12 protein-coding genes are annotated in these 20,324 nt (G+C 64.4%); 6 read left to right on the top strand and 6 right to left on the bottom strand.

What is annotated here, in order from left to right; translation table 11 throughout:
• Positions 1-54 precede the first annotated feature (54 nt).
• The 4 genes from QXZ85_RS00265 to QXZ85_RS00250 are packed head-to-tail and all read right to left on the bottom strand — an operon-like array spanning position 55 to position 6,282.
• A complete protein-coding gene (locus tag QXZ85_RS00265; protein WP_316173695.1) occupies positions 55-1,971 on the bottom strand; it encodes a diguanylate cyclase domain-containing protein in 1,917 nt (638 codons plus the stop codon).
• A complete protein-coding gene (locus tag QXZ85_RS00260; protein WP_315706258.1) occupies positions 1,968-3,080 on the bottom strand; it encodes a hypothetical protein in 1,113 nt (370 codons plus the stop codon). Before QXZ85_RS00260 ends, QXZ85_RS00265 begins: the two co-directional genes overlap by 4 nt.
• Positions 3,081-3,106: 26 nt before the next feature.
• A complete protein-coding gene (locus tag QXZ85_RS00255; protein WP_316173697.1) occupies positions 3,107-5,077 on the bottom strand; it encodes a glycosyltransferase in 1,971 nt (656 codons plus the stop codon).
• Positions 5,077-6,282, bottom strand: a complete 1,206-nt coding sequence (locus QXZ85_RS00250; protein ID WP_315706256.1) for an HlyD family secretion protein — start codon at positions 6,280-6,282, stop codon at positions 5,077-5,079. Before QXZ85_RS00250 ends, QXZ85_RS00255 begins: the two co-directional genes overlap by 1 nt.
• Before the next feature lie 474 nt (positions 6,283-6,756).
• On the opposite strand from QXZ85_RS00250, the gene QXZ85_RS00245 reads away from it, so the two are divergent.
• The 4 genes from QXZ85_RS00245 to QXZ85_RS00230 all read left to right on the top strand — a co-directional run bounded on the left by QXZ85_RS00245 (position 6,757) and on the right by QXZ85_RS00230 (position 15,141).
• Positions 6,757-8,448, top strand: coding sequence for a methyl-accepting chemotaxis protein (locus tag QXZ85_RS00245; protein ID WP_315706255.1), 1,692 nt, complete (start codon positions 6,757-6,759; stop codon positions 8,446-8,448).
• Positions 8,449-8,867: 419 nt separating this feature from the next.
• A complete protein-coding gene (locus tag QXZ85_RS00240; RefSeq protein WP_315706254.1) occupies positions 8,868-10,553 on the top strand; it encodes a methyl-accepting chemotaxis protein in 1,686 nt (561 codons plus the stop codon).
• A gap of 219 nt (positions 10,554-10,772) precedes the next feature.
• On the top strand, positions 10,773-13,955 hold the full coding sequence (locus QXZ85_RS00235) for an efflux RND transporter permease subunit (RefSeq protein WP_315806209.1): 3,183 nt from the start codon (positions 10,773-10,775) through the stop codon (positions 13,953-13,955).
• Positions 13,945-15,141, top strand: a complete 1,197-nt coding sequence (locus tag QXZ85_RS00230) for an efflux RND transporter periplasmic adaptor subunit (RefSeq protein WP_315706252.1) — start codon at positions 13,945-13,947, stop codon at positions 15,139-15,141. Before QXZ85_RS00235 ends, QXZ85_RS00230 begins: the two co-directional genes overlap by 11 nt.
• A 90-nt stretch (positions 15,142-15,231) precedes the next feature.
• Here QXZ85_RS00230 and QXZ85_RS00225 read toward each other — a convergent pair whose 3' ends face one another.
• Positions 15,232-15,927, bottom strand: coding sequence for an alpha/beta hydrolase (locus QXZ85_RS00225; RefSeq protein ID WP_315706251.1), 696 nt, complete (start codon positions 15,925-15,927; stop codon positions 15,232-15,234).
• A 503-nt stretch (positions 15,928-16,430) separates the two neighbouring features.
• Here QXZ85_RS00225 and QXZ85_RS00220 point away from each other — a divergent pair.
• Both QXZ85_RS00220 and QXZ85_RS00215 read left to right on the top strand, forming a co-directional pair.
• Positions 16,431-17,426 carry an MBL fold metallo-hydrolase gene (locus QXZ85_RS00220; RefSeq protein WP_315729077.1) on the top strand — a complete coding sequence of 332 codons (996 nt, stop codon included), beginning with the start codon at positions 16,431-16,433 and terminating at the stop codon, positions 17,424-17,426.
• A 33-nt stretch (positions 17,427-17,459) separates the two neighbouring features.
• Entirely contained in the window at positions 17,460-18,593 is a 1,134-nt protein-coding gene (locus QXZ85_RS00215; RefSeq protein ID WP_315706249.1) for a J domain-containing protein, read from the top strand.
• A gap of 48 nt (positions 18,594-18,641) precedes the next feature.
• On the opposite strand, the gene QXZ85_RS00210 is transcribed toward QXZ85_RS00215, so the two are convergent.
• Entirely contained in the window at positions 18,642-20,180 is a 1,539-nt protein-coding gene (locus QXZ85_RS00210; RefSeq protein WP_315741526.1) for an acetyl-CoA acetyltransferase, read from the bottom strand.
• Positions 20,181-20,324 lie beyond the last annotated feature (144 nt).

Here is a 20,324-nt window from a genome sequence, read left to right as displayed (position 1 = left end):
GCGGGTCTGACGCGACCCTGCCAGCAGCGCCGGCCGCAGTGCCGCTATTGTTGATCATGCCCGTGCGACATTGGGCAGAGGCACCACTTGTGCCGACATCATCAATCGGTCGCGGCCAGCCATCTTGGCGGCATAAAGCGCCTTGTCGGCTGCATCGACGAGGCGGTTGGGATCCATTTCGCCGATCGGGATCATCGTGGTGCCGCCGAGGCTCAGCGTGACCATCCGCGACGGCGGGTTGAGATCGTGCGGAATGCCGAGCGCGCCGACGGCCGCGCGGATTCGCTCTCCGACCTGAATGCAGCCGTTGGCGTCGGTGCCCGGCAGCAGCAGCGCGAACTCCTCGCCGCCGTAGCGCGCGGCGACGTCGGCCGGACGCTGAGCCTGTTCGGCGAGCACACGGGCCACCGCTCGCAGACAGTCGTCGCCGGCCTGATGACCGTAATTGTCGTTGTATTTCTTGAACAGGTCGACATCGATCAGGAGCAGCGACAACGGCCCACCCTCGCGCCGCGCCCGTCCGCATTCTTCCTTCAGGTGCGCGTCGAAGTGACGACGATTGGCTAGTCCTGTGAGGCCGTCCGACAGCGCCAGCGCCGTCAGCTTCTCCGCCGCCGTCTTGAACTCGGTGATATCGCGCGAGATTGCCACCATGCCATCGATCTGTCCGCGTCGATTGCGGGTGACGCGCAGGGCGGTTTCGACCCAGATCTCGCCTTTCTCGCGGTGACGATTGCGGTAGACGATCCGGGCTTCCTCGATTTCGCCCGCCTGCAGCGCGTTGGCGGTACGCTGAATGCCGGGTAGATCTTCATTGTTGAGGCCGGCGAGAGCCGACGTGCCCACGAGCTGTTCCGGCCGCCAGCCGATCACCTGCAGGCTGGAGGGGGAGGCGTAGTGGATCTTCCCGTCGAAGCCGATGCGCGTAATCAGGTCGCCCGAATGTTCGGCGATGAGACGAAAATCCGCTTCTCCGGCTGAGAGCGCCAACGCCAAGCCCTCGCGCTGACCCAACTGGCGGACCACGATGATGCCGACGGCGGCGATCATGCCGGTCAATAGGAGCACCGTCCCCATCCGGATCAGCGCGGCACGGCGCCAGGGCATCAGCAGCTCCTCCTTCGCTTCGGTTGCGACCACCATGACGGGGTAACGCTTGGCGAGCTGATAGAAGCTGACTCGTTCGCGGCCATCGAGCAGCGAGGTGAAATTAAGGGTGCCGGACGACGGCCGCCGATCGAGCTCCTTGAACAGAGGTCGGCTCGAGAGATCCCGGCCGACGTAGTGACCATCATCGGGGCTGCGAGCAAGAATGATGCCCTTCCTGCTCATCAGTGCGATGGAGCCGTTCTTATCCACGTTGAATTGACTATAGAAATTTTCAAAGTAGTTCGCATCGACCGTGACAAGGGCAACGCCGCCAAAGGCGCCGTCGGGGTGGTTGAAGCGTCGCGATACGGTAATGACCCATTGCCCCGTGACGTCGCTTTTCACCGGCGGGCCGATGAGGGCGCTGCGATCGGTCGAGGTGCGATGGTAACCGAAATAAGCCTGATCGGCGTCGTTGCGACCGGTGAGGTCGACGGTTTCGCTGGTGGCAAGCCAGCGGCCGTCTTCGCCAAGGACGACGACGCCGCCGATGCGGTTGTCCTTCTTCCGGCGATCGAGATAACGTTGGAGCTCGGCGAGCGCTGTGGGGCTTGTGCTGCGGAGTTCGAGTTGGTTGACGAGCATGTTGAGCACCGTATCAGCGAGCTCGAACGTGTCGTCGGCGTGCTGCGATAGCGAGACCGCGAGGTTCGCCATATCGGTTTCGGCGTTGCGCAGCTCGGATTGCCGCGCCGTCCACTCGCGCCAGCCGCTGAGGGCAATGATGGCGATGCAGGCGAGAGCGACCAGGCCCGCGACCTTCGGCGTCAGGCGCATTCGGTCGTGACCGTCGTCGCGGATTTTGTCGCGGGCACCGCTCATATGCCGCTTCCGCTGTCTTCCGGTGGGCTGCGCACTTTCCCCATCAGCTTCGACTGAAGCCTGACCAGGGCGTCGCGCAGCCGCGTCGCCTCGTCGTACCGGGTTTCCCGAGCCAGCATGCCGGAAAACGGATCTTTAACCATGGCCTCCGCAGCGTGGGCAAGACGGCGCAGCGGCGTCACCACCCATTGCGCGGCGAAATTGAGCAGGACCAGGATCGAGAACACGCCACCGGCAACATTGAACCAGAACGAGCGCACCAGCTCGCGCGTCGGCGCCATCGCGGCAACGGCGTCCTGCCGGATCAGGAGGGACCAGCCGAAGCTCGGCAGATCGGCGTACCCCACAGTGGGGATGGTGACGGTGAAATAGTCCTTGCCGTCGGGCCATCGCTCGATGAGAGCGACCGAAGCCCCGCGGCTTGCGGCTTGCGCCGAGCCGATCGTCAGCGGCTTGCCGACGAGATCCGGCGCGCCGAATAGCACGATGCCGTCGCGCGACAGCAACACCAGATCGATGTTGCGCGACGCCAGCGCCGCGACGGATTCGATGACCCATTTCCAGTCGATCTGGGCGCCGATGACGCCGGCGGGGGCGCCGTCATGCATCAACGGAGCCGACATGGCGATGAAGCGGTACGGTCCCGATGCCGTCTGCAACAGCCGTTCCAGCGCCTCGGACTCGTGATCATCCACCGCCGTCGGCGCTCCGAGCCCCTGCCTGAACCAGCGCAGGTCCGCGACGCTTCGCCCTTCCGCCATTCCGTCCTTGCTCGCGATCACCTTGCCGCCGGGGTCGGCAATGCCGAGCCAGGCATAGCGCTGCTCGAGCTGGCTCACGAACTGGATCTGCCGCCGCGCCTCCGGGATGTCAGCGGGATCGATGATCGCGGCGAGGCGCGACACGTCGATCCACATGCTGTACATCTGCCGCGCCAGCAGGCTTGCGCTGAGCTCGCCACGCGTCCTCAGTTGCTCGATCGCGAGTTCCTCGCCGCGTCGCTGCAGCGACGCCGAATAGAGGACGGCTGCGGCCAGCGCCGTCACGACGATCAGCGTCGCGCCGCCGAGGAACACCGCAGTCTGCAAGCTCCACCGTCGCCTCGTCATCGGCTTCTCCTCAATCTGCCATGTCCTCAATCTGCCATGGCTCGCGCCAGCTCGTGCAGCATGCGGCCGAGATCGCCACTGTCGGCGCCGGGCACCCCGCTCGCCGTGTGCAGCCGCTCGATGATCTGGGCTCGCTGTTGTGGCGTCACCGCAAATATGAGCCGGTAACCATCGTCGGTCGGCGCCGCGACCCTGGTCTCGATGTCGCCGATCAGCGGCAGCGTGAGCGTGCCGGTGGCGCCCGTCGCAAGGCCGACCGGACCGCTGACGCGCGCGCCGCCGGGGCCCAGATTGACGATCCAGCCGCGTTGTGCTTCGCCGCCGACCGTCAGGGTGATCGGCTCGACGATCTGGCGTTGCGGCCGGTTGTAGCGGGGACGGTCGATGCACACGGCGATCGCCACCGACAGCACCAGAATGTTGTAGACCGTCCAGAACATCACGACGACGACGCCGTCTCCGGCGGTCGGCGCCGTATTGAAGACGAAGTCGGAGGTCAGCGAGACGATCAGGCCGCCCACCGAGAGTGCGAGCAACATTATGAAGGGACGCATCAAGGGCCACTGGACGATGATCTTCGCCCGATCGCCGCCTTTGGCCGTCACCGAGAACTTGTGCGGTCCTTTGGTCAGGAGGCCGAGAACGGTGGCCCTGAAGATCGGCCATGCGACCACGAGCTGCGTGACATCGTTAAGGATCGGCACGAACAGCCGCTTGGAGATCCAGTTCAGGGTCGCCATCAGCGCGAGATAATACGGCACATAGTAGCTGATGACGTCGGTGACGTTCGCATTGACCACCATGATGCCGGTCCACCAGTACAATAGTGGACAGATCACGCCGGCGAGGCGGAATGAAAAGGTTGTGCTCCAGTAGAGGAACGAGTCCAGGACGCTCAAGCGGTCGATCAGGCGGAGATTGTTATGTCCGAACGGGTTGTACACGTTGCGGACGATCTGCATCATGCCGAGGCACCAGCGGCTGCGCTGCGTCACATATTCCGGCAGGCCTTCGGCCGCGAGCCCTTCCGACAGGGCCTCGTTGAGGTAGACCGTTCGCCAGCCATGTTCGGACAGCCGCAGCGTCAGCAAGAAATCCTCGGTGACGCTCTCGGTCGGTACGCCGCCAATCTCCTCGACGGCGCGAGCCCGCAACATCGATGAGGTGCCGCTGCAGGCGGCGATGCCCCAGGCGTCGCGCGACGGTTGGACATTGTCGAAGAAGTGGCGCTGATCGTCGGGATAGGCCGTGCCGATGCCGAGATTGTGCTGGATCGGGTCCGAATTGAAGAAGTGCTGAGGCGTCTGCGCGAGGCCCACGGTCGGCTCATGAAACAGCGCCAGCGTCCGTTCGATGAAGTCGGCATGGGGCACGAAGTCGGCATCGAAAATGGCGACGAAGTCCGGCCGGTCCGCATCCAGCGCCCGCAGTCGCAAGGCATTGTTGATGTTGCCGGCCTTTGCATGCGACTTGTCGCTACGGGCGAAATAGCCGATGCCGTGCTCCGTGCAGAGATCCCGCAGCCAGGGCCGACTGCCGTCGTCGAGGATGAACACGCGTAACGACGGATAATCGATCGCCTTGGCGCCGACGATGGTTCGCTCCAGGACTTCGATTCGTTCGTCGTAGGTCGGAATGAAGATGTCGACCCGCGGCGGCGGTCCCGGAAGCCACCAGCCGGCATGGCGGTCGGCCTCGGTGGTCCGCTCCTTCGTACGGGCAAGGATGACGAAGGCCACGGACGAGGACAGAAGCGTCAGCGCCTCCAGGATGGCAAAGCCCCAGCTGAACGCCGCACTCGTCGTCCACCCCAGTGGCGCCAGCGTGACGGTGAAACGCCAAGCCACGTAACGCCAGCCCAGCAGGATGGAGCCGCCCAGGAGCAGGGCCCGCCAGTACCATATCTTCGGGTCGAGGAGGGGCAGCATCAGGAGGCGCAGTCCGACGATGATGGCAGCGCCTGCGAACGCGGACAGGAATGGCGACAGCGTCGGCATCAGTAGCCGTACCGTGTGACGAAGCGGCGGAATGCCGCGATTGGACCGCTGGTGAAGATCACTCGGCCGGTGCGCCCGATGGCGCAGGACAGATCCGGCTGCTTGGCGAGATCGGGCACCGCAACGGTGACGTCGAACCGCTGCAAGTGCTGCGGCGTCGGGCCGACGGCGAGATTGGCGTAGAGTTGCGACGCGCCCGAGCCTCCGAGACGGGTCACCGTCCCATCGAATATCCGGTCGTCGCCGAACAGGCGGAACTGCACCGGCACGCCGATCGTCAGGCTGTCATAGAGTGTTTCGGGAACGCTCGCGGTCACCACGAGACTGTTGCAGTCGACCAGCTTGACGAGATCCTGGCCGCGACGGGCATATTCGCCATCGTCGACGAGGAAGTCCCAGGCCATGCCCGGCACACGGGCCTTCAGCGTCGCCGATGTCAGCCGGTTGATCCGGACATGTTCGGCGTCGATCTGCTGCTCGTATTGGGCAAGGCGCGCTTGGATCTGCTGCTCGTCCACGGCCAGTTCGGCGAGGCGCAGGTCCAGCTCGCGGATGCGCTGCATCGAGAACGGCACGTCGTTGTAGGAGTCGCCGATGAAGACCCCCGACTGCGCGGAGCTGAGCTCTGTCTCGAAATAATTGGTGCGCTGCTTCGCGCTTTCCACATCCTGCTTGGCGACGTCGAGCGAGGAACTGGCCTGGTCAAGATTGGCGACCGTCTGGACCCCGCGCTCCTTCAGTTCGTTGGCGCGCGCGAAGGTGGCGTCCGCGAGCTTCAGCCGGGCGGCGGCGGCATCCTGCGCCGCCTTGGCCTCGGCGATGCGCGCTTCGATCTGGCGGACGCGGCCCGTCTTGTAGTCGGTCGACTGGGTTTTGAAGGCGGCCCGCGACTGCTCGAGCGCCGAACGTTGTGCCGGTATCCGCTTGAGCGCGATCTTCTGCTCGTCACGCTCGCGTTCGAGATTGAGCAGGCGTGTGGTATCGAACCTGTCATCGACGATCTCGGCGATGAGTTCCCCGGTGTTGACCCGGGCGCCGATATTCGTCACCGCCAGCGTCACGCGGCCTTCAATCGGCGCGCGCACGACGTAGAGCCGGGCATTGACGGTCGCGTCTCCCGAAGTTCCGGCGAAATGCTCGCCGATGAGGATGTAGAGGCCGCCGGCCAGCAGCAGGACGCCGATGATGATGCGACCCAGTTTCATGCGCCCATCCCGTGCAGCAGTCTTCTGCAGCACCCCCGGTTCGATCGCTGCGCGCAACGCAGCCGCTTGTTTCCAGGTAGCATGGACGAATTCCGCTACTTTGACGCTAGTCAAGGGAACCTGACGGCAGGAGCGGATTTGCGACAGGTCCCTGTCAGGCGCGCGAGGGAGCCTGGCGCGCTGACAAGTTCAGGATTCAAGTCGGGCTTGGTGCCTGACATTCGCTTAAGCGGCGCGCAGATCTCGTGATGCGAATGTCAGACAGGCCACCCGGGGCCTGGGCTCGCCCCGGGCATCTTGCTCGGCCCGAAATGAATCGAGTCGATCGCTTCTCTTCATTCCGTACTGCTACGGTGCGGCCCGTTAACTCGGTTTAAGCTGCAGTGCGGTCTTACTCGAAGGAAATTTTCACTCTCGCAACTGTCCGCGCTGAAGCGGCAGTGCGCTGCGCCGCTGCAAGAAGAGATCTGCACCATGCTCGCCTCCATGTCGATCCGCGCGAAGATCATCACGGTCGTCGCGTTCCTGCTCGTTGCCATGACCGGCATGGGTCTGCTCTCGCTGAAGAACATGCGCTCGATCAACGCCAACACCGTCGATATCACCACCAATTGGCTGCCGAGCGTGCGGGTGCTCGGTGAGCTCCGCGCCAATGCGATCACCTTCCGCAACGTGATCCGCGAGCATATGCTGGCCGAGACTCTGGACGAGAAGGTTGCGCAGGAGAAGACTGCCGCCCTCGTCAACGACATGATCGCTAAAAGCCGGCTGACCTATGAGCCGCTGATCTCCTCACCGGAGGAGCGATCGATCTATAATGAGTGGGCCCGGCTCTGGGACGAGTACCGCAAGGGCACCGAGCAGGTGATGGCGCTGTCGCGCAAGGAGGCCGGGAAGGTCCCGCACGAGGCGCATGAGCTCAATCAGCAGACCGTCAACAAGATCGGATTGCAGGCCGACGAAGTCCTCAAGAAGGATATCGATCTCAACGATGCCGGCGCGGACAAGGCCTCGACGGACGCCGCCGACACCTATTCCTCGTCCTTCATGCTGCTGGTCGCCATCGTCGCCATCGCGGTGGTTGCAGGCATCGTGGTCAGCCTGTACCTGGTCCGGGACGTCTCCAGGGGAATCGCATCGATCGTGACCCCGATGCAGGCCTTGGGCCAGGGCGATCTTGCGGCCGAGGTGCCGCATCGCGGTCAGAAGACCGAAATGGGCGCCATGGCGGATGCGCTGCAGATCTTCAAGGAAGCGCTGATTGCCAAGAAGGCTGCCGACGAGGCGGCCACGCGCGACGCCGAGGCGAAGATCGAACGTGGCCGGAGGGTCGACAGCATCACGCGCGAATTCGAGGCCATGATCGGCGAGATCGTCAGCACGGTCTCCGCAGCGTCCACGCAGCTGGAAGCCTCCGCGGGCACTTTGACCTCCACGGCTGCGCGGTCCCAGCAGCTCGCCACCACCGTGGCCTCGGCATCCGAAGAAGCATCCGCCAATGTTCAGTCGGTCGCGACCGCGACCGAAGAGATGGCCTCGTCGGTCAATGAGATCAGCCGGCAGGTGCAGGAATCGGCGCGGATCGCCAACGAGGCGGTCGACCAGGCGCGCAGCACGACCGGCCGCGTCAGCGAGCTGTCGCGGGCGGCGACACGGATCGGCGACGTCGTCGAGCTCATCAATACCATCGCAGGTCAGACCAATCTCCTGGCCCTGAACGCCACCATCGAGGCGGCGCGCGCCGGTGAAGCCGGTCGTGGGTTCGCCGTCGTCGCCACCGAAGTGAAGGCGCTCGCCGAGCAGACCGCAAAGGCGACCGGCGAGATCGGGCAGCAGATCTCCGGCATCCAGGCGGCCACGCAGGAATCGGTCAGTGCGATCCGCGATATTTCGTCGACGATCGAGAAGCTGTCGGAGATCGCCTCGACCATCGCCGCTGCAGTCGAAGAGCAGGGCGCCGCCACGCAGGAAATTTCGCGCAACGTGCAGCAGGCCGCGCGCGGCACGCAAGACGTGTCGTCCAATATCACCGACGTTCAGCGCGGCGCGACCGAGACCGGATCGGCATCGTCCCAGGTGTTGTCGGCCGCCCAGACATTGTCCGGCGACAGCAATCGCCTCCGCCAGGAAGTCAGCAAGTTCCTGACCTCGGTGCGCGCGGCGTAGAATCCTAAGTCTGGCAACGGACCATCGTCGAATGCTTCAGGGAGCCGCGGCGTACCGCCGCAGCTCCCTGTTTGCGTCGCTAGTGCGAGGCATTTGAAGTTTCGGCCGGTTTGTCCGCGCGCACGACACCGCGGAGCCCTATGAAATCAGATTGTTGCAAGTGCTCTTCGGCTCCGACGCTCGCAAACGCGATAGCCGCGAGATGATGTGAATTTCGGAATCGGAGCGCCAGAATCGCAGCCCTCGAGTCGGCTACGTAATTTCACGGTGCGGCAATTTAACGCGATCCTAGCCTTTTCGCTCGATCCTTAATCATTCGCTGCCACCTCAGGCGGCAGATGTTCGTGATTCAGTTCCTGATTCCTGGCGGTGCACGCAATTGTGCGGTTGCCGATCGTGATTGCCCTGAAAGATCTGCCATGCGTAAGAATTTGCCTGTCACCACCGTCGAATATCCGGTCACCGACGAAACCCTGATCGTGTCGCAGACCGACACCAAGGGAAAGCTGACATTCTTCAATGAGGATTTCATCGCCGCCTCGGGCTTTACGCCCGCGGAGCTGATGGGCCAGCCGCACAACATCATCCGCCATCCGGACATGCCGCCGGAAGCCTTCGAAAATCTCTGGAGCACGCTCAAATCCGGCAAGCCCTGGGTCGGCGCGGTGAAGAACCGGCGCAAGAACGGGGACTTCTATTGGGTGCTGGCAACCGCCTCGCCGATCCGCCAGAACGGGCAGGTGACCGGCTACACTTCGGTACGCACCAAGCTGCCTGCCGACCAGCGCGCCGAGGCCGAGCAGGTCTATGCGGCGATCCGCGAGAAGCGGTCGCATAACTACAAGATCGCGGCCGGCGTCATCCGTCGCCGTTCGGTTTTTGACATCTTTGCGATGTTCACGCGCACGCTCAACGCGCGGCTCCTGACGCTCCTCGCGGTGCAGACGGCGATGATACTTGGGATCGCGGCGAGCGCGCTGTTCGGCCTGCCCGGCATCGCGGTGTCGGCATTGGCGGTGCTTGACGCCGCCTTCGCGGGCCTGCTGGTGATGCAACTGCTCCAGGCGCTCGGCGCGCCGCTGCGGCACCTGAACGAGACCATGGGCAACATCGTGCAGGGCAAGCTCGACACCCGCGTGATGATCGAACGTGACGATGAGATCGGCGAGGCCTTACGCAATCTCCAGACTGTGCAGACCATCGTTCGCTTCAGCAAGGAGGAGCTGAAGGCCTCCGAGCACCGCGCTGCGCTCCAGCGCCGTAGTGAAATGACCAAGCTGGCCGACATGTTCGAGGGCGCGGTCGGAGAGATCGTAGAGACGGTCTCTTCGGCCTCGACCGAATTGGAAGCATCCGCCACGACGCTGTCCTCCACGGCCGACCGCAGCCAGGAACTGGCGAGCGTCGTCGCCTCCGCCTCCGAGGAAGCGTCCACCAATGTGCAGTCGGTGGCCTCCGCGAGCGAAGAGATGGCATCCTCGATCCAGGAGATCGGCCGGCAGGTCCAGGAATCGGCGAAGATGGCCGGCGAGGCGGTGCATCAGGCTCGCGCCACCAACGATCGCGTCGGCGAATTGTCCAAGGCCGCAACCCGGATCGGCGACGTGGTCGAGCTGATCAACACCATCGCCGGCCAGACCAACCTGTTGGCACTGAACGCGACGATCGAGGCGGCGCGTGCCGGCGAAGCCGGCCGCGGCTTCGCCGTGGTGGCCTCGGAAGTGAAGGCGCTGGCGGAGCAGACCGCGAAAGCCACCGGCGAGATCGGCCAGCAGATTTCCAGCATTCAGGCCGCAACACAGGAATCGGTCAGCGCCATCCAGGCCATCAGCGTCACCATCGAGCGGCTGTCCGAAATCTCTTCGGCGATTGCGGCTGCGGTGGAGCAGCAGGGTGCAGCGACGCAGGAGATTTCCCGCAGCGTCCAGCAAGCGGCGATCGGCACCCAGGAGGTCTCCTCCAACATCGCCGACGTCCAGAATGGCGCAACCGAGACCGGCTCGGCCTCCGTGCAGGTGCTTTCCGCCGCCAAATCGCTGTCGGACGAGAGCAACCGTCTGAAGCTCGAAGTGGACAAGTTCCTGGATTCGGTACGGGCCGCCTGAGGGCGTCAAAGAGCAGGATAGCGACGCAGGGAGCTGTTCGAGAACCGTCCGCCGCGGCGTAGGGCGCGCCGTGCGGACGGCCTCGTCCAGCATTGTCATGCAGAAGTGAGAGGGGAGCATTCCGCTCCCCTCTTTTCTATTTTGCTGCAGTTGCGCTAGATCAATGCGAATGCTTCCATATGACGTCCGCGCGGGGGCGGGCCTGGAAAAGCTTGATCCATGATTGCACTGGTCCGCATCGCCCTGAGCCGGCCGTACACCTTCGTCGTGCTCGCGCTGCTGCTTCTGATCGTCGGGCCGCTGGCCGCATTGCGGACGCCGACCGACATCTTTCCCGATATTCGCATTCCCGTGATCGGCGTCGTGTGGCAGTACACCGGACTACCGCCCGACCAGATGTCTGGCCGTATCACGACGCCGTTCCAGCGGGCGCTGACCACGACCGTCAACGACATCGAGCACATCGTCGCCAATTCCTATAACGGCTTCGGCATCATCAAGATCTTCTTCCAGCCCGGCGTCGACATCCGCACCGCGAACGCGCAGGTGACGGCGATCTCGCAGACGCTGCTGAAGCAGATGCCGCCGGGCGCGACGCCGCCCTTGATCCTGAATTACAGCGCCTCCACCGTGCCGATCATCCAGGTCGCGCTGTCCGGCGAGGGGCTGACCGAGCAGAACCTCGCCGATATCGGCATCAACCAATTGCGCACGCCTCTGGTGACGGTCCCGGGTGCGGCCATCCCGTATCCGTTCGGCGGCAAGCAGCGCCAGGTGCAGATCGATCTCGACCCGACAGCGCTGCAGGCCCGCGGCCTGTCCGGCCAGGACGTTGCCAATGCGCTGGCCGCGCAAAACCTGATCACGCCGGTCGGCACGCAGAAGATCGGCGGCTTCGAATACAACATCCAGCTCAACAACTCGCCTCTGAAGATGGAGGAGCTCGGCAACCTGCCGATCAAGGCCGTGAACGGGGCGATGGTCTATATCCGCGACGTCGCATCGGTCCGCGACGGCAACCCGCCGCAGACCAACATCGTTCACGTCAACGGCAACCGCTCGGTCCTGATGATGGTGCTGAAGGCCGGCGCCACGTCGACGCTCGACATCATCTCCGGCATCAAGCAGAAGGTGATCGAGGTCCGCGACCAGCTGCCGGACGCGCTCAAGATCGGCTTCATCGGCGACCAGTCGGTGTTCGTGCGCTCGGCCATTTCGGGCGTCGCCTTCGAGGGCGTCATCGCCGCGCTGCTCACCAGCGTGATGATCCTCCTGTTCCTCGGCAGCTGGCGCTCGACCATCATCATCGCCGTCTCGATTCCGCTGTCGGTGCTGGGCGCGATCATCATGCTGGCCGCGATCGGCGAGACGCTGAACATCATGACGCTCGGCGGGCTGGCGCTCGCGGTCGGCATCCTGGTCGACGACGCCACGGTGACGATCGAGAACATCAACTGGCACCTGGAGCAGGGCAAGGACGTCGAGCCCGCGATCCTGGACGGCGCCAACCAGATCGTGACGCCGGCCTTCGTCTCGCTGCTCTGCATCTGCATCGTGTTCGTGCCGATGTTCTTCCTGACCGGCGTCGCCCGCTTCCTGTTCGTGCCGATGGCGGAAGCGGTGATGTTCGCGATGATCTGGTCGTTCATCCTGTCGCGCACGCTGGTGCCGACCATGGCGAAATATCTGCTGAAGCCGCATGTCGCCCATGGCGAGCATGGCCCGGCGCCGACCCGCAATCCGTTCGCGCTGTTCCAGCGCGGCTTCGAGGCGCGGTTCGAGCGCATCCGGTCCGGCTATCGCGGGCTTCTGACCCTGGCGATGCAGGGGCGGGCGGTGTTCCTGCTGGGCTTTCTCGCCTTTGTCGGGCTGTCGTTCCTGCTGGTGCCTTATCTGGGCCGCAACTTCTTTCCCGCAGTCGATGCCGGCTCGATCCTGATGCATGTGCGCACCCAGGTCGGCACCCGCATCGAGGAAAGCGCCAACCAGTTCGCCGAGGTCCAGAAGGCGATCCGCAAGATCATCCCGCCCGGTGAGATCGAGACGGTGGCCGACAACATCGGCATGCCGATCTCCGGCATCAACATGACCTACAACAACACCGGCGTGATCGGCGCGCAGGATGGCGACATCCAGATCAAGCTGAAGGAGGGCCATCGCCCGACCGAGACGTATGTGCAGGCCCTGCGCGAGCAGTTGCCGCGTCAGTTTCCGGGCATGAGCTTCGCATTCCTGCCGGCCGATATCGTCAGCCAGATCCTGAATTTCGGCGCGCCGGCGCCGATCGACCTGCAGGTGCGCGGCGCCAATGTCGCGGCCAACTTCGCCTATGCGGGCAAGCTGCTCGCCCGCATCCGGCATATCCCGGGCATTGCCGATGCGCGCATCCAGCAGTCGGCGAGCAACCCGACCTTCAACATCGATGTCGACCGCACCCGCGCGCAATATGTCGGCCTGACCGAGCGCGACGTCACCAACAGCCTGGTCGTCAACCTCGCCGGGTCATCGCAGGTCGCGCCGACCTATTATCTCAATCCCGATAACGGCGTGTCCTATTCGATCGTGATGCAGACGCCGCAATTCGCGATCGACTCCCTGAGCAAGCTGGAGACGCTGCCGATCTCCGCGACCAATTCGCCTTCGGCGCCGATCCTGGGCGGCATCGCCGACATCAAGCGCTCGAGCTCGAGCGCGGTGGTCTCGCAATACGACATCCAGTCGATGGTGCAGATCTATGCGACCACGCAGGGCCGCGACCTCGGCGCCGTGTCGAACGATGTGAGAGCCGCGATCGCCGACACGTCCAAGGAGGTGCCCAAGGGCTCCTCCGTGGTGCTGCTCGGCCAGGTGCAGACCATGAACAGCGCGTTCTCCGGCCTGCTGTTCGGCCTGCTCGGCGCCGTCGTGTTGATCTACCTCCTGATCGTCGTCAACTTCCAGTCATGGTCCGATCCGTTCGTGATCATCACCGCGCTGCCGGCGGCGCTCGCCGGCATCGTCTGGATGCTGTTCCTGAGCCACACCACGCTGTCGGTGCCGGCGCTGACCGGCGCCATCATGTGCATGGGCGTGGCGACCGCCAACAGCGTGCTCGTGATCAGCTTTGCCCGCGAGCGTTACGAGGAGCTTGGCGATCCCATTGCGGCGGCGATCGAGGCCGGCTTCGTCCGCTTCCGTCCGGTGCTGATGACCGCGCTCGCCATGATCATCGGCATGACGCCGATGGCGCTGGCCCTGGGTGAGGGCGGCGAGCAGAATGCACCGCTCGGCCGCGCCGTGATCGGCGGCCTGATTTTTGCTACCTTCGCCACCTTGATGTTCGTTCCCGTCGTGTTCAGCCTCGTGCATAAGAAGCGCGCCGGCAAAGACGCCGCCGCATTGGAGACCGCGCATGCCCACTGAAACGCACAAGCCGGTCTCGCGCGCAAAGCTCGGGATGTTCGCGCTTGCCGCCGGTGCGGGGCTGGTGTTTGCGGTGGTCACCGGGATCCGCGCCCGTGAAGACAGCGACGCCAAGCTCAAGGAATGGACTGACGACCAGGCGATCCCGACGGTTGCGGTGATCAGTCCCGATGCGAAGGCGTTGAGCTCGACGTTGGATGTGCCGGGGCGGTTGGAAGCTTATTATCGCGCCCCGATCTTCGCCCGCGTCAGCGGTTACTTGAAGAGCTGGAGCGCCGACATCGGCGCGCCGGTGAAGGCGGGCCAGGTGATTGCGGAGATCGAGGCGCCCGACCTCGATCAGCAGCTGTTGCAGGCCCGCGCCGACCTGACCAGCGCGCAGGCCAGTGCTGCGCTGTCGGAAGCGACGCTGAACCGGCGTAAGACCCTGATCGCCTCGAACTTCGTCTCGATGCAGGAGATCGACGAGCGCACCGCCGACCTCAACAACAAGAAGGCCGCGGTGAAGTCCGGCCAGGCCAATGTCGAGCGGCTGGAGGCGCTGGCCGGCTACAAGAAGATCACCGCCCCATTCGACGGCGTCGTCACCGCGCGCGACACCGATGTCGGCGCGCTGATCAATGCCGGGGGCGGCGGGACGCCGATGTTCGTCATTTCGGACATCAAGAAGCTGCGCGTCTATGTCAACGTGCCGCAGAACTACGTGCCGGCGGTGAAGATCGGCGCCAAGGCCACGATATCGGTGCCGGAATATCCGACCCGAAGTTTCGAAGCGACGGTGGAAGCCTCGGCTCAGTCCGTCGACGTCGCTTCCGGCACCACGCGGATGCAGCTCGGGCTCGATAACAGCAAGAGCGAGCTGATGCCGGGCGGCTACGCCAGCGTGAAGCTGAACCTGCAGCGGGACAGCAAGCCGTTGTACATCCCGGCCAGCGCCGTTCTGTTCGATCAGAACGGCCTGCGCGTCGCCACGGTGGATGCGGACAACAAGGTCAAGTTCAGGTCGGTGACGATCGCGCGCGATCTCGGCCGCAACATCGAGCTCGGCTCCGGGTTGACGGTGGGGGATCGCGTCATCGTCGCGCCCCCGGATGGCTTGGCCAATGGCGATCAGGTCCGCGTCGCCGGTCCCAAGAAGGATGCCAAGCCCGAGAAGCTCTCCGCCGCGCAGGACGGCAAGGGCTAGGGCGGCTGCAAACGTTAGCGGGAGCATGCTCTGCGAGCGTCGCCCAGCGTAGCGCGAGCTGTCTCGTCCGGATTAGCTGGACGTCTCCGACTAACTTTCGAGCAGTTCGTCCACGGCCTTCAGAATCGCCGATTTGTTCTCCTCACTATGAGTGGCCCAGCCGTGAAGATTGTGGGGCGCGCCGGGCAAGGTGAGCAGCCTGAACTGTCCATTTTTCCGGAGCTCTTCGCCGTAGATCTCGACGACCCGAGGCGGAATGATGCGGTCATCCTCGCCGATGATCAGGAGCGACTTACCGCAAAAGCGCGCCAGATTCCGCTTCAGTGAGCAGCGTTCGAAGCTGGACGGTTTCCTGATCGCCTCGGTGAAGCGGTCGTCGAATGGCAGGTCAGTGCTGTCATCGGCATACAGGGCAGGGCAGAATAGGACCAGAAATGCCGGAGCGGTGGCCGTGAGGATGCTGGTAGCGACATGGCCACCCATGCTCGTTCCGATCAGAATGGTCGGCCGCTCGTTCATCTCACGGAGCGCAGCAGCGGCTTGGGACGAGCGCCTCGAGAGACTGGAGTGCGCAAGATGCCCTGAGCTGTCGCCGTGGCCGGAGAAGTCAAAGCAGAACAGGCTCGATCCGCCCGAGACTAAATGTTCCGCTAGATACCTGATGCGCTCACGGCCCGCAGGACCCGCGCCATGCAACGAAAGCGCCACCTCGTGAGGGGCGTTCGGTGGGATATAGTGTGAATAGGCGAGGGTCTCGCCGTCGGCCTGAAAAATTCCGGTCAACATGTTCTAGATTTCGGAGTGTTAGGCGGCGGTCGATCCTCGCGGAAGCACCTTACCACTCGTTGCTCTGGTGCGCCATTGCCGGTCACGATGATCTCTAACCAGACCGGCGCGCGAACCATGCTCAGCGGATATGCGAGTGCGATCTTATGACCCGCTGGACTATGACGAAAACGTCAGCGCTCGACGCGCCGAAGGCAAGTTGATCGGCTGCGAACGTAATGAAGACCCCCACTACGCTATCGAGCGCCGTCCAAGTCTCGGAGGATCGACTACGTATACTCCTCACTAATCTCGCCGATTTGAAGGCAAAGCCGTGCTGATCGCGATCGCTACCGGTTGATCGCATCGATCGGCATGGACCTGCATAAGCGTGTGATGAGCACGCGGCCAACAACCTTCTCGTCGAAGGGCCGCCATGGCGCCATATTCCCGGTTACGTTGCGAGCTTGCCTCCCAAGTCGGGGCCTATTCGATTGACGGTCCAATATTCGTGGTAGTGGCTCATGACATATTGTCCTTCGCGACGGAGGCTGCTGCTGTCGGCTTCCAGCGCTGCGGCCGCATTTGGCCTTGATGCCAAGCTGGCCGTCGTTGCGGCGCGGCCGCATCGTCGTACCGAGGATCCGGAGCCGGGCTATTTCCGCGCTCGGATCGGCGAGGCAGAGATCATTGCATTGTACGATGGCGTCTGGGAGAAGCCGCACGAAACGGGCTTCATCAGCAACGCGAGCGTGAGCGAGACCAAGCAGGCGCTCGCCGCGGCCGGCCTGCCATCCGCATTCGTCACGATCCCGATCACGACCTATGTCGTCAGGTTGAAGGGCAAGACCGTGCTGTGTGATGCCGGCGGCGGGGGCCAGGTGCAGGGCTTCAATCCCGATTCGGTGTTCGTGTCCGGCCGCATGCTCGGCAATCTGAAAGCGGCCGGCATCCAGCCCAGGGACATCGACACGATCCTGGTGTCGCATTTTCATCCCGATCATATTTTCGGTCTGCTCGGCGAGGACACCAACGCGCCGGTCTTTCCCGATGCCGAGATCATCGTCGCTGCGACGGAATACAAATGGTGGACCGATGCGTCACTCACTGGCCGGTTGCCGCCGGGCCGGCAGCCGCTGGCCCACCGCATCCAGACCGTGATGCCGAACTGGAAGAATATCTTGCCGGTCGAGGGAGAGGATGAGGTCGTTCCCGGCATTCGCTTCGTCAGCGTGCCCGGCCATACGCCTGGGCACACGGCCTTTCATCTCAGCTCCGGAAACGAGCAGCTGATGATCTCGAACGATACCGCCTACGTGCCGGCGCTGTGCGCGCGGCATCCCGGCTGGCACGGCGCATTCGATCAGGACGGCCCGATGGCGGAGGCCAGCCGCCGCAAGCTGCTCGACCGTGTGGTGGCGGAGCAGATGCTGATCTGCGGTTCGCACTTCCCTTGGACCGGCTTCGGCCGGCTCACGCGCGACGGCGGCAGCTATGCGCTCGACATGCTCCACGCATGACCCCATGCGGGTCGTTGGAGCAGGGTGCCGCGCATGACGATGAAAACCCACTACGAGGTTCTCGGCGTCTCGCCATGTGCCGATATCGAGACCATCAAGCAGGCTTTTCGCAAGGCCGTGAAGGCGCATCATCCGGACCTGCGCCGCGGCCATGACGCCGATGCCGATCGACACGTCAAGATGATCATCGCCGCCTACAGGGTGCTGCGCGACGCTGGTCTGCGCGCGGAATACGACGGCCTGCTTGCCGAGGCGCGCGAGCGCGCGCGACTGGAGCGTTGGAACGCGATCGTCCAGTTCACGGCGATGGCAGCCGTCCTGAGCATCATCCTGATCGGATTGGAAGTTCTGTTCCTGCCCTCGATCCGGGACTGGGTCTCGATCGACTCGATCCGGTCAATGGCGTTGCGATTGCAGCTGCAGTCGCGGTCCGAGCCTGCGCATGAGCCAAGCGCCGACGCGGCGTCGGCCTGGAGCGCGCAGGAGACCGGTGCTGTGCCGCCGGCGGCGCACCGAGCGGAGACCGATGATCACGATCTTGCGCGAACGCCGAGGTTTCCGCTCGGTGTCGCACCGGCGCAAGACATGCTCATGAGCCTCAGTGTGGAGGAGCCTTCCACGGCTGCCGCCTTTCTCGAACGGGCTCTGGATTTCAGCCGCAAGGGTGAGCTCGATCGCGCCATCGCCGACTTCGACGCGGCGATCCGCCTCGCGCCCGCCAATGCGGAAGCCTATGGCGATCGCGCCCGCGGATGGAGCCGCAAGGGCGACCTCGATCGCGCGCTCGCCGATTACGATCAGGCGATCCGGCTCGATCCCAAGAATCCGGGGCTGTTTCACGATCGCGCCCTGATCCGGCAGCAGAGAGGGGAGTTCGACGAAGCTCTGCTCGATCTGGACCACGCCGTGCGAATGAGCTTCAGCGATGCCGACGTCTATAGCGATCGGGGTGCGGTGTGGCTCGCCAAGGGCCGCTACGATCGCGCGTTGGCCGATCTGGACCGGGCGCTCGCGCTCAACCCGCAGCTACCGAGTGCGCTGGCGCGTCGCAACGCGGCGCTCGCGCGCAAGCGCGAACTCGCGGGCAGTGGCCGCGAGCCGCCTCCGGCGCCCGGTACTGATATGACCAGCTCGGTGCCGAAGACGACACCGGGCGGAATGCGTTGAACCGACGGCGACCTGACACGGGAGACGTGAGGTAAACCGAAGCTGCAGCTACGACAGCTGCCACTCCGGCACGCCGTCCCCGGCGGTGGTGATCTCGCCGATCGACCCGACCGGCGTGCGATCGAGATCCATCAGCGCTGCGAGTGTCGTCGTGTCTCGTCCCGGCACGCGGGCGAGCGTTCGTGCATTCGCTTCGGTGCGCAGCATGACGGCGCCATGCTCGATCTCGCCATCGCGATCATAGAGTACGGTGAAGCTTTCGACCTTGCCCTTGCCGCTCGCCTCGGTCACGAAGTCCGGCACCGCGCCGCGGCTGCGGTCGGCGATGGCCTGCACGCTCGTCTCCTGCGCAAGCGGCGCGCGCGGCGCCTCGCGCGACAGCACCAGCGCGTGGTGCTTGGTGACGAAGCCGCCCTGGCCGTAGAGCAGGCCGCGCCCGGCGCCGCCGCGCACTCGGCGCACCATCGCACAGGCGGCATGCGTCATGTAGGTGTTGAGCGGCGCGCCGAAGAAGGTCAGGCCGCCGGTCACGGTCGGCTCGACATCTGTCCCAAGGCCGAGCGTCCGCCGCGCCATCTTCGGCACGCAGGGAAAGCAGCTATAGAGTTCGATGACGTCGAACGCGCTGCCGTTATTGCCGCCTTGGCCATCGACCAGATCCAGTGCCGCGTGCAGCACAGCGTTTTGCGGATGGCTTTCCACGAACTGGTCGCGGGCGAGGTAGTCGCGCGGGTCTTCGGCGGCCGCGCCGCCGAGCGGATACACCATGCGGTTCTCGGCAATCCCGGCGGCACGTGCGCGGGCGAGGCTGGTCAGGATCAGCGCCGCGCCCATGTTGACCATGGGATTGGCCACCATGAGCTTGGTATAGGGCCAGGCGATCGGACGGTTGTCGGCGGAGGGCGTGATGATTTCGTCGGACGAAAAATGCCGCTTCAGCCAGGCATTCGGACTGTAGGCCGCCACCGCCGAGTAGCGCGACCACAAGTCGCCGGATTCCTGCAGCGCTTCGCGCGGAGTCTGGCCCCAGGCCGCCGAGGTCGCGACCTCGTAGAAGGGATAGACCGATACCGGGCGGAAGACGCCGAGCTTCACCGCAAGCGGCTTCTGGAATGCAGCGCCGCGCTTGGGCTCCTCGACATCATGCGCGAACGGGGTCCAGGGCAAAGTCACTCCGGCGCGCTCGGCCTTGGTCGCGGTCGATTGCGCTTCCGCGCCACAGACCACCGCCACCTCGCATTCGCCGCGCGCGATGCGCAAGGCGGCCTCGTGCAGGAAACGGATCGGACTCTCGCCGCCGACCGGGCCGTAATGGGAATGCGCGGGCGTCATACCCAACCGCTGCGCCAGGAGCTTGTCCGGATCGCGGTAGCGCCAGCTCAGGAAATTGACCACGTCGAGCGAGCCGGTGTCGCCGATCAGCTTTGCCCCGGCGTCGAGCTCGGCGCGCCGCGCTGCCTGTTCGAGCAGGGCGAGCGGCTCGAGTCCCTCCAGGATGTCCTTGGGGCGGTCGACGATCTCGCCGACGCCGACGATGACGGGAATGCGCTCGGCAGGAAGCGAACCGGCGGCCGAAGTGGTCAACATGGCGTTTCCAAAGGTGCGGCCGATTGCGGCCGTCATGTTCTGTCGTTACATCGTTCTGTCATTGCGATGCGGCGCAGGCAATGCAGAAATGCGCAACGCAGACGCGCAAGCCGGACTTCCGCCTGGTCCGGTCAGCGCATAAAA

Source organism: Bradyrhizobium sp. SZCCHNGR1005, from assembly GCF_032489995.1.
GTDB lineage: Bacteria > Pseudomonadota > Alphaproteobacteria > Rhizobiales > Xanthobacteraceae > Bradyrhizobium.
Note: the sequence above shows the minus strand (reverse complement) of the source record. Positions and strands in the feature narration are given on the sequence as shown.

Bases quoted from the DNA above. Each gene is read 5' to 3' on its own strand.
- QXZ85_RS00245 (WP_315706255.1), top strand. From the start codon at position 6,757: ATGCTCGCCTCCATGTCGATCCGCGCGAAGATCATCACGGTCGTCGCG.
- QXZ85_RS00250 (WP_315706256.1), bottom strand. From the start codon at position 6,282: ATGAAACTGGGTCGCATCATCATCGGCGTCCTGCTGCTGGCCGGCGGC.
- QXZ85_RS00210 (WP_315741526.1), bottom strand. From the start codon at position 20,180: ATGTTGACCACTTCGGCCGCCGGTTCGCTTCCTGCCGAGCGCATTCCC.
- QXZ85_RS00215 (WP_315706249.1), top strand. From the start codon at position 17,460: ATGACGATGAAAACCCACTACGAGGTTCTCGGCGTCTCGCCATGTGCC.
- QXZ85_RS00230 (WP_315706252.1), top strand. From the start codon at position 13,945: ATGCCCACTGAAACGCACAAGCCGGTCTCGCGCGCAAAGCTCGGGATG.
- QXZ85_RS00255 (WP_316173697.1), bottom strand. From the start codon at position 5,077: ATGCCGACGCTGTCGCCATTCCTGTCCGCGTTCGCAGGCGCTGCCATC.
- QXZ85_RS00220 (WP_315729077.1), top strand. From the start codon at position 16,431: ATGACATATTGTCCTTCGCGACGGAGGCTGCTGCTGTCGGCTTCCAGC.
- QXZ85_RS00260 (WP_315706258.1), bottom strand. From the start codon at position 3,080: ATGACGAGGCGACGGTGGAGCTTGCAGACTGCGGTGTTCCTCGGCGGC.
- QXZ85_RS00240 (WP_315706254.1), top strand. From the start codon at position 8,868: ATGCGTAAGAATTTGCCTGTCACCACCGTCGAATATCCGGTCACCGAC.
- QXZ85_RS00235 (WP_315806209.1), top strand. From the start codon at position 10,773: ATGATTGCACTGGTCCGCATCGCCCTGAGCCGGCCGTACACCTTCGTC.
- QXZ85_RS00225 (WP_315706251.1), bottom strand. From the start codon at position 15,927: ATGTTGACCGGAATTTTTCAGGCCGACGGCGAGACCCTCGCCTATTCA.
- QXZ85_RS00265 (WP_316173695.1), bottom strand. From the start codon at position 1,971: ATGAGCGGTGCCCGCGACAAAATCCGCGACGACGGTCACGACCGAATG.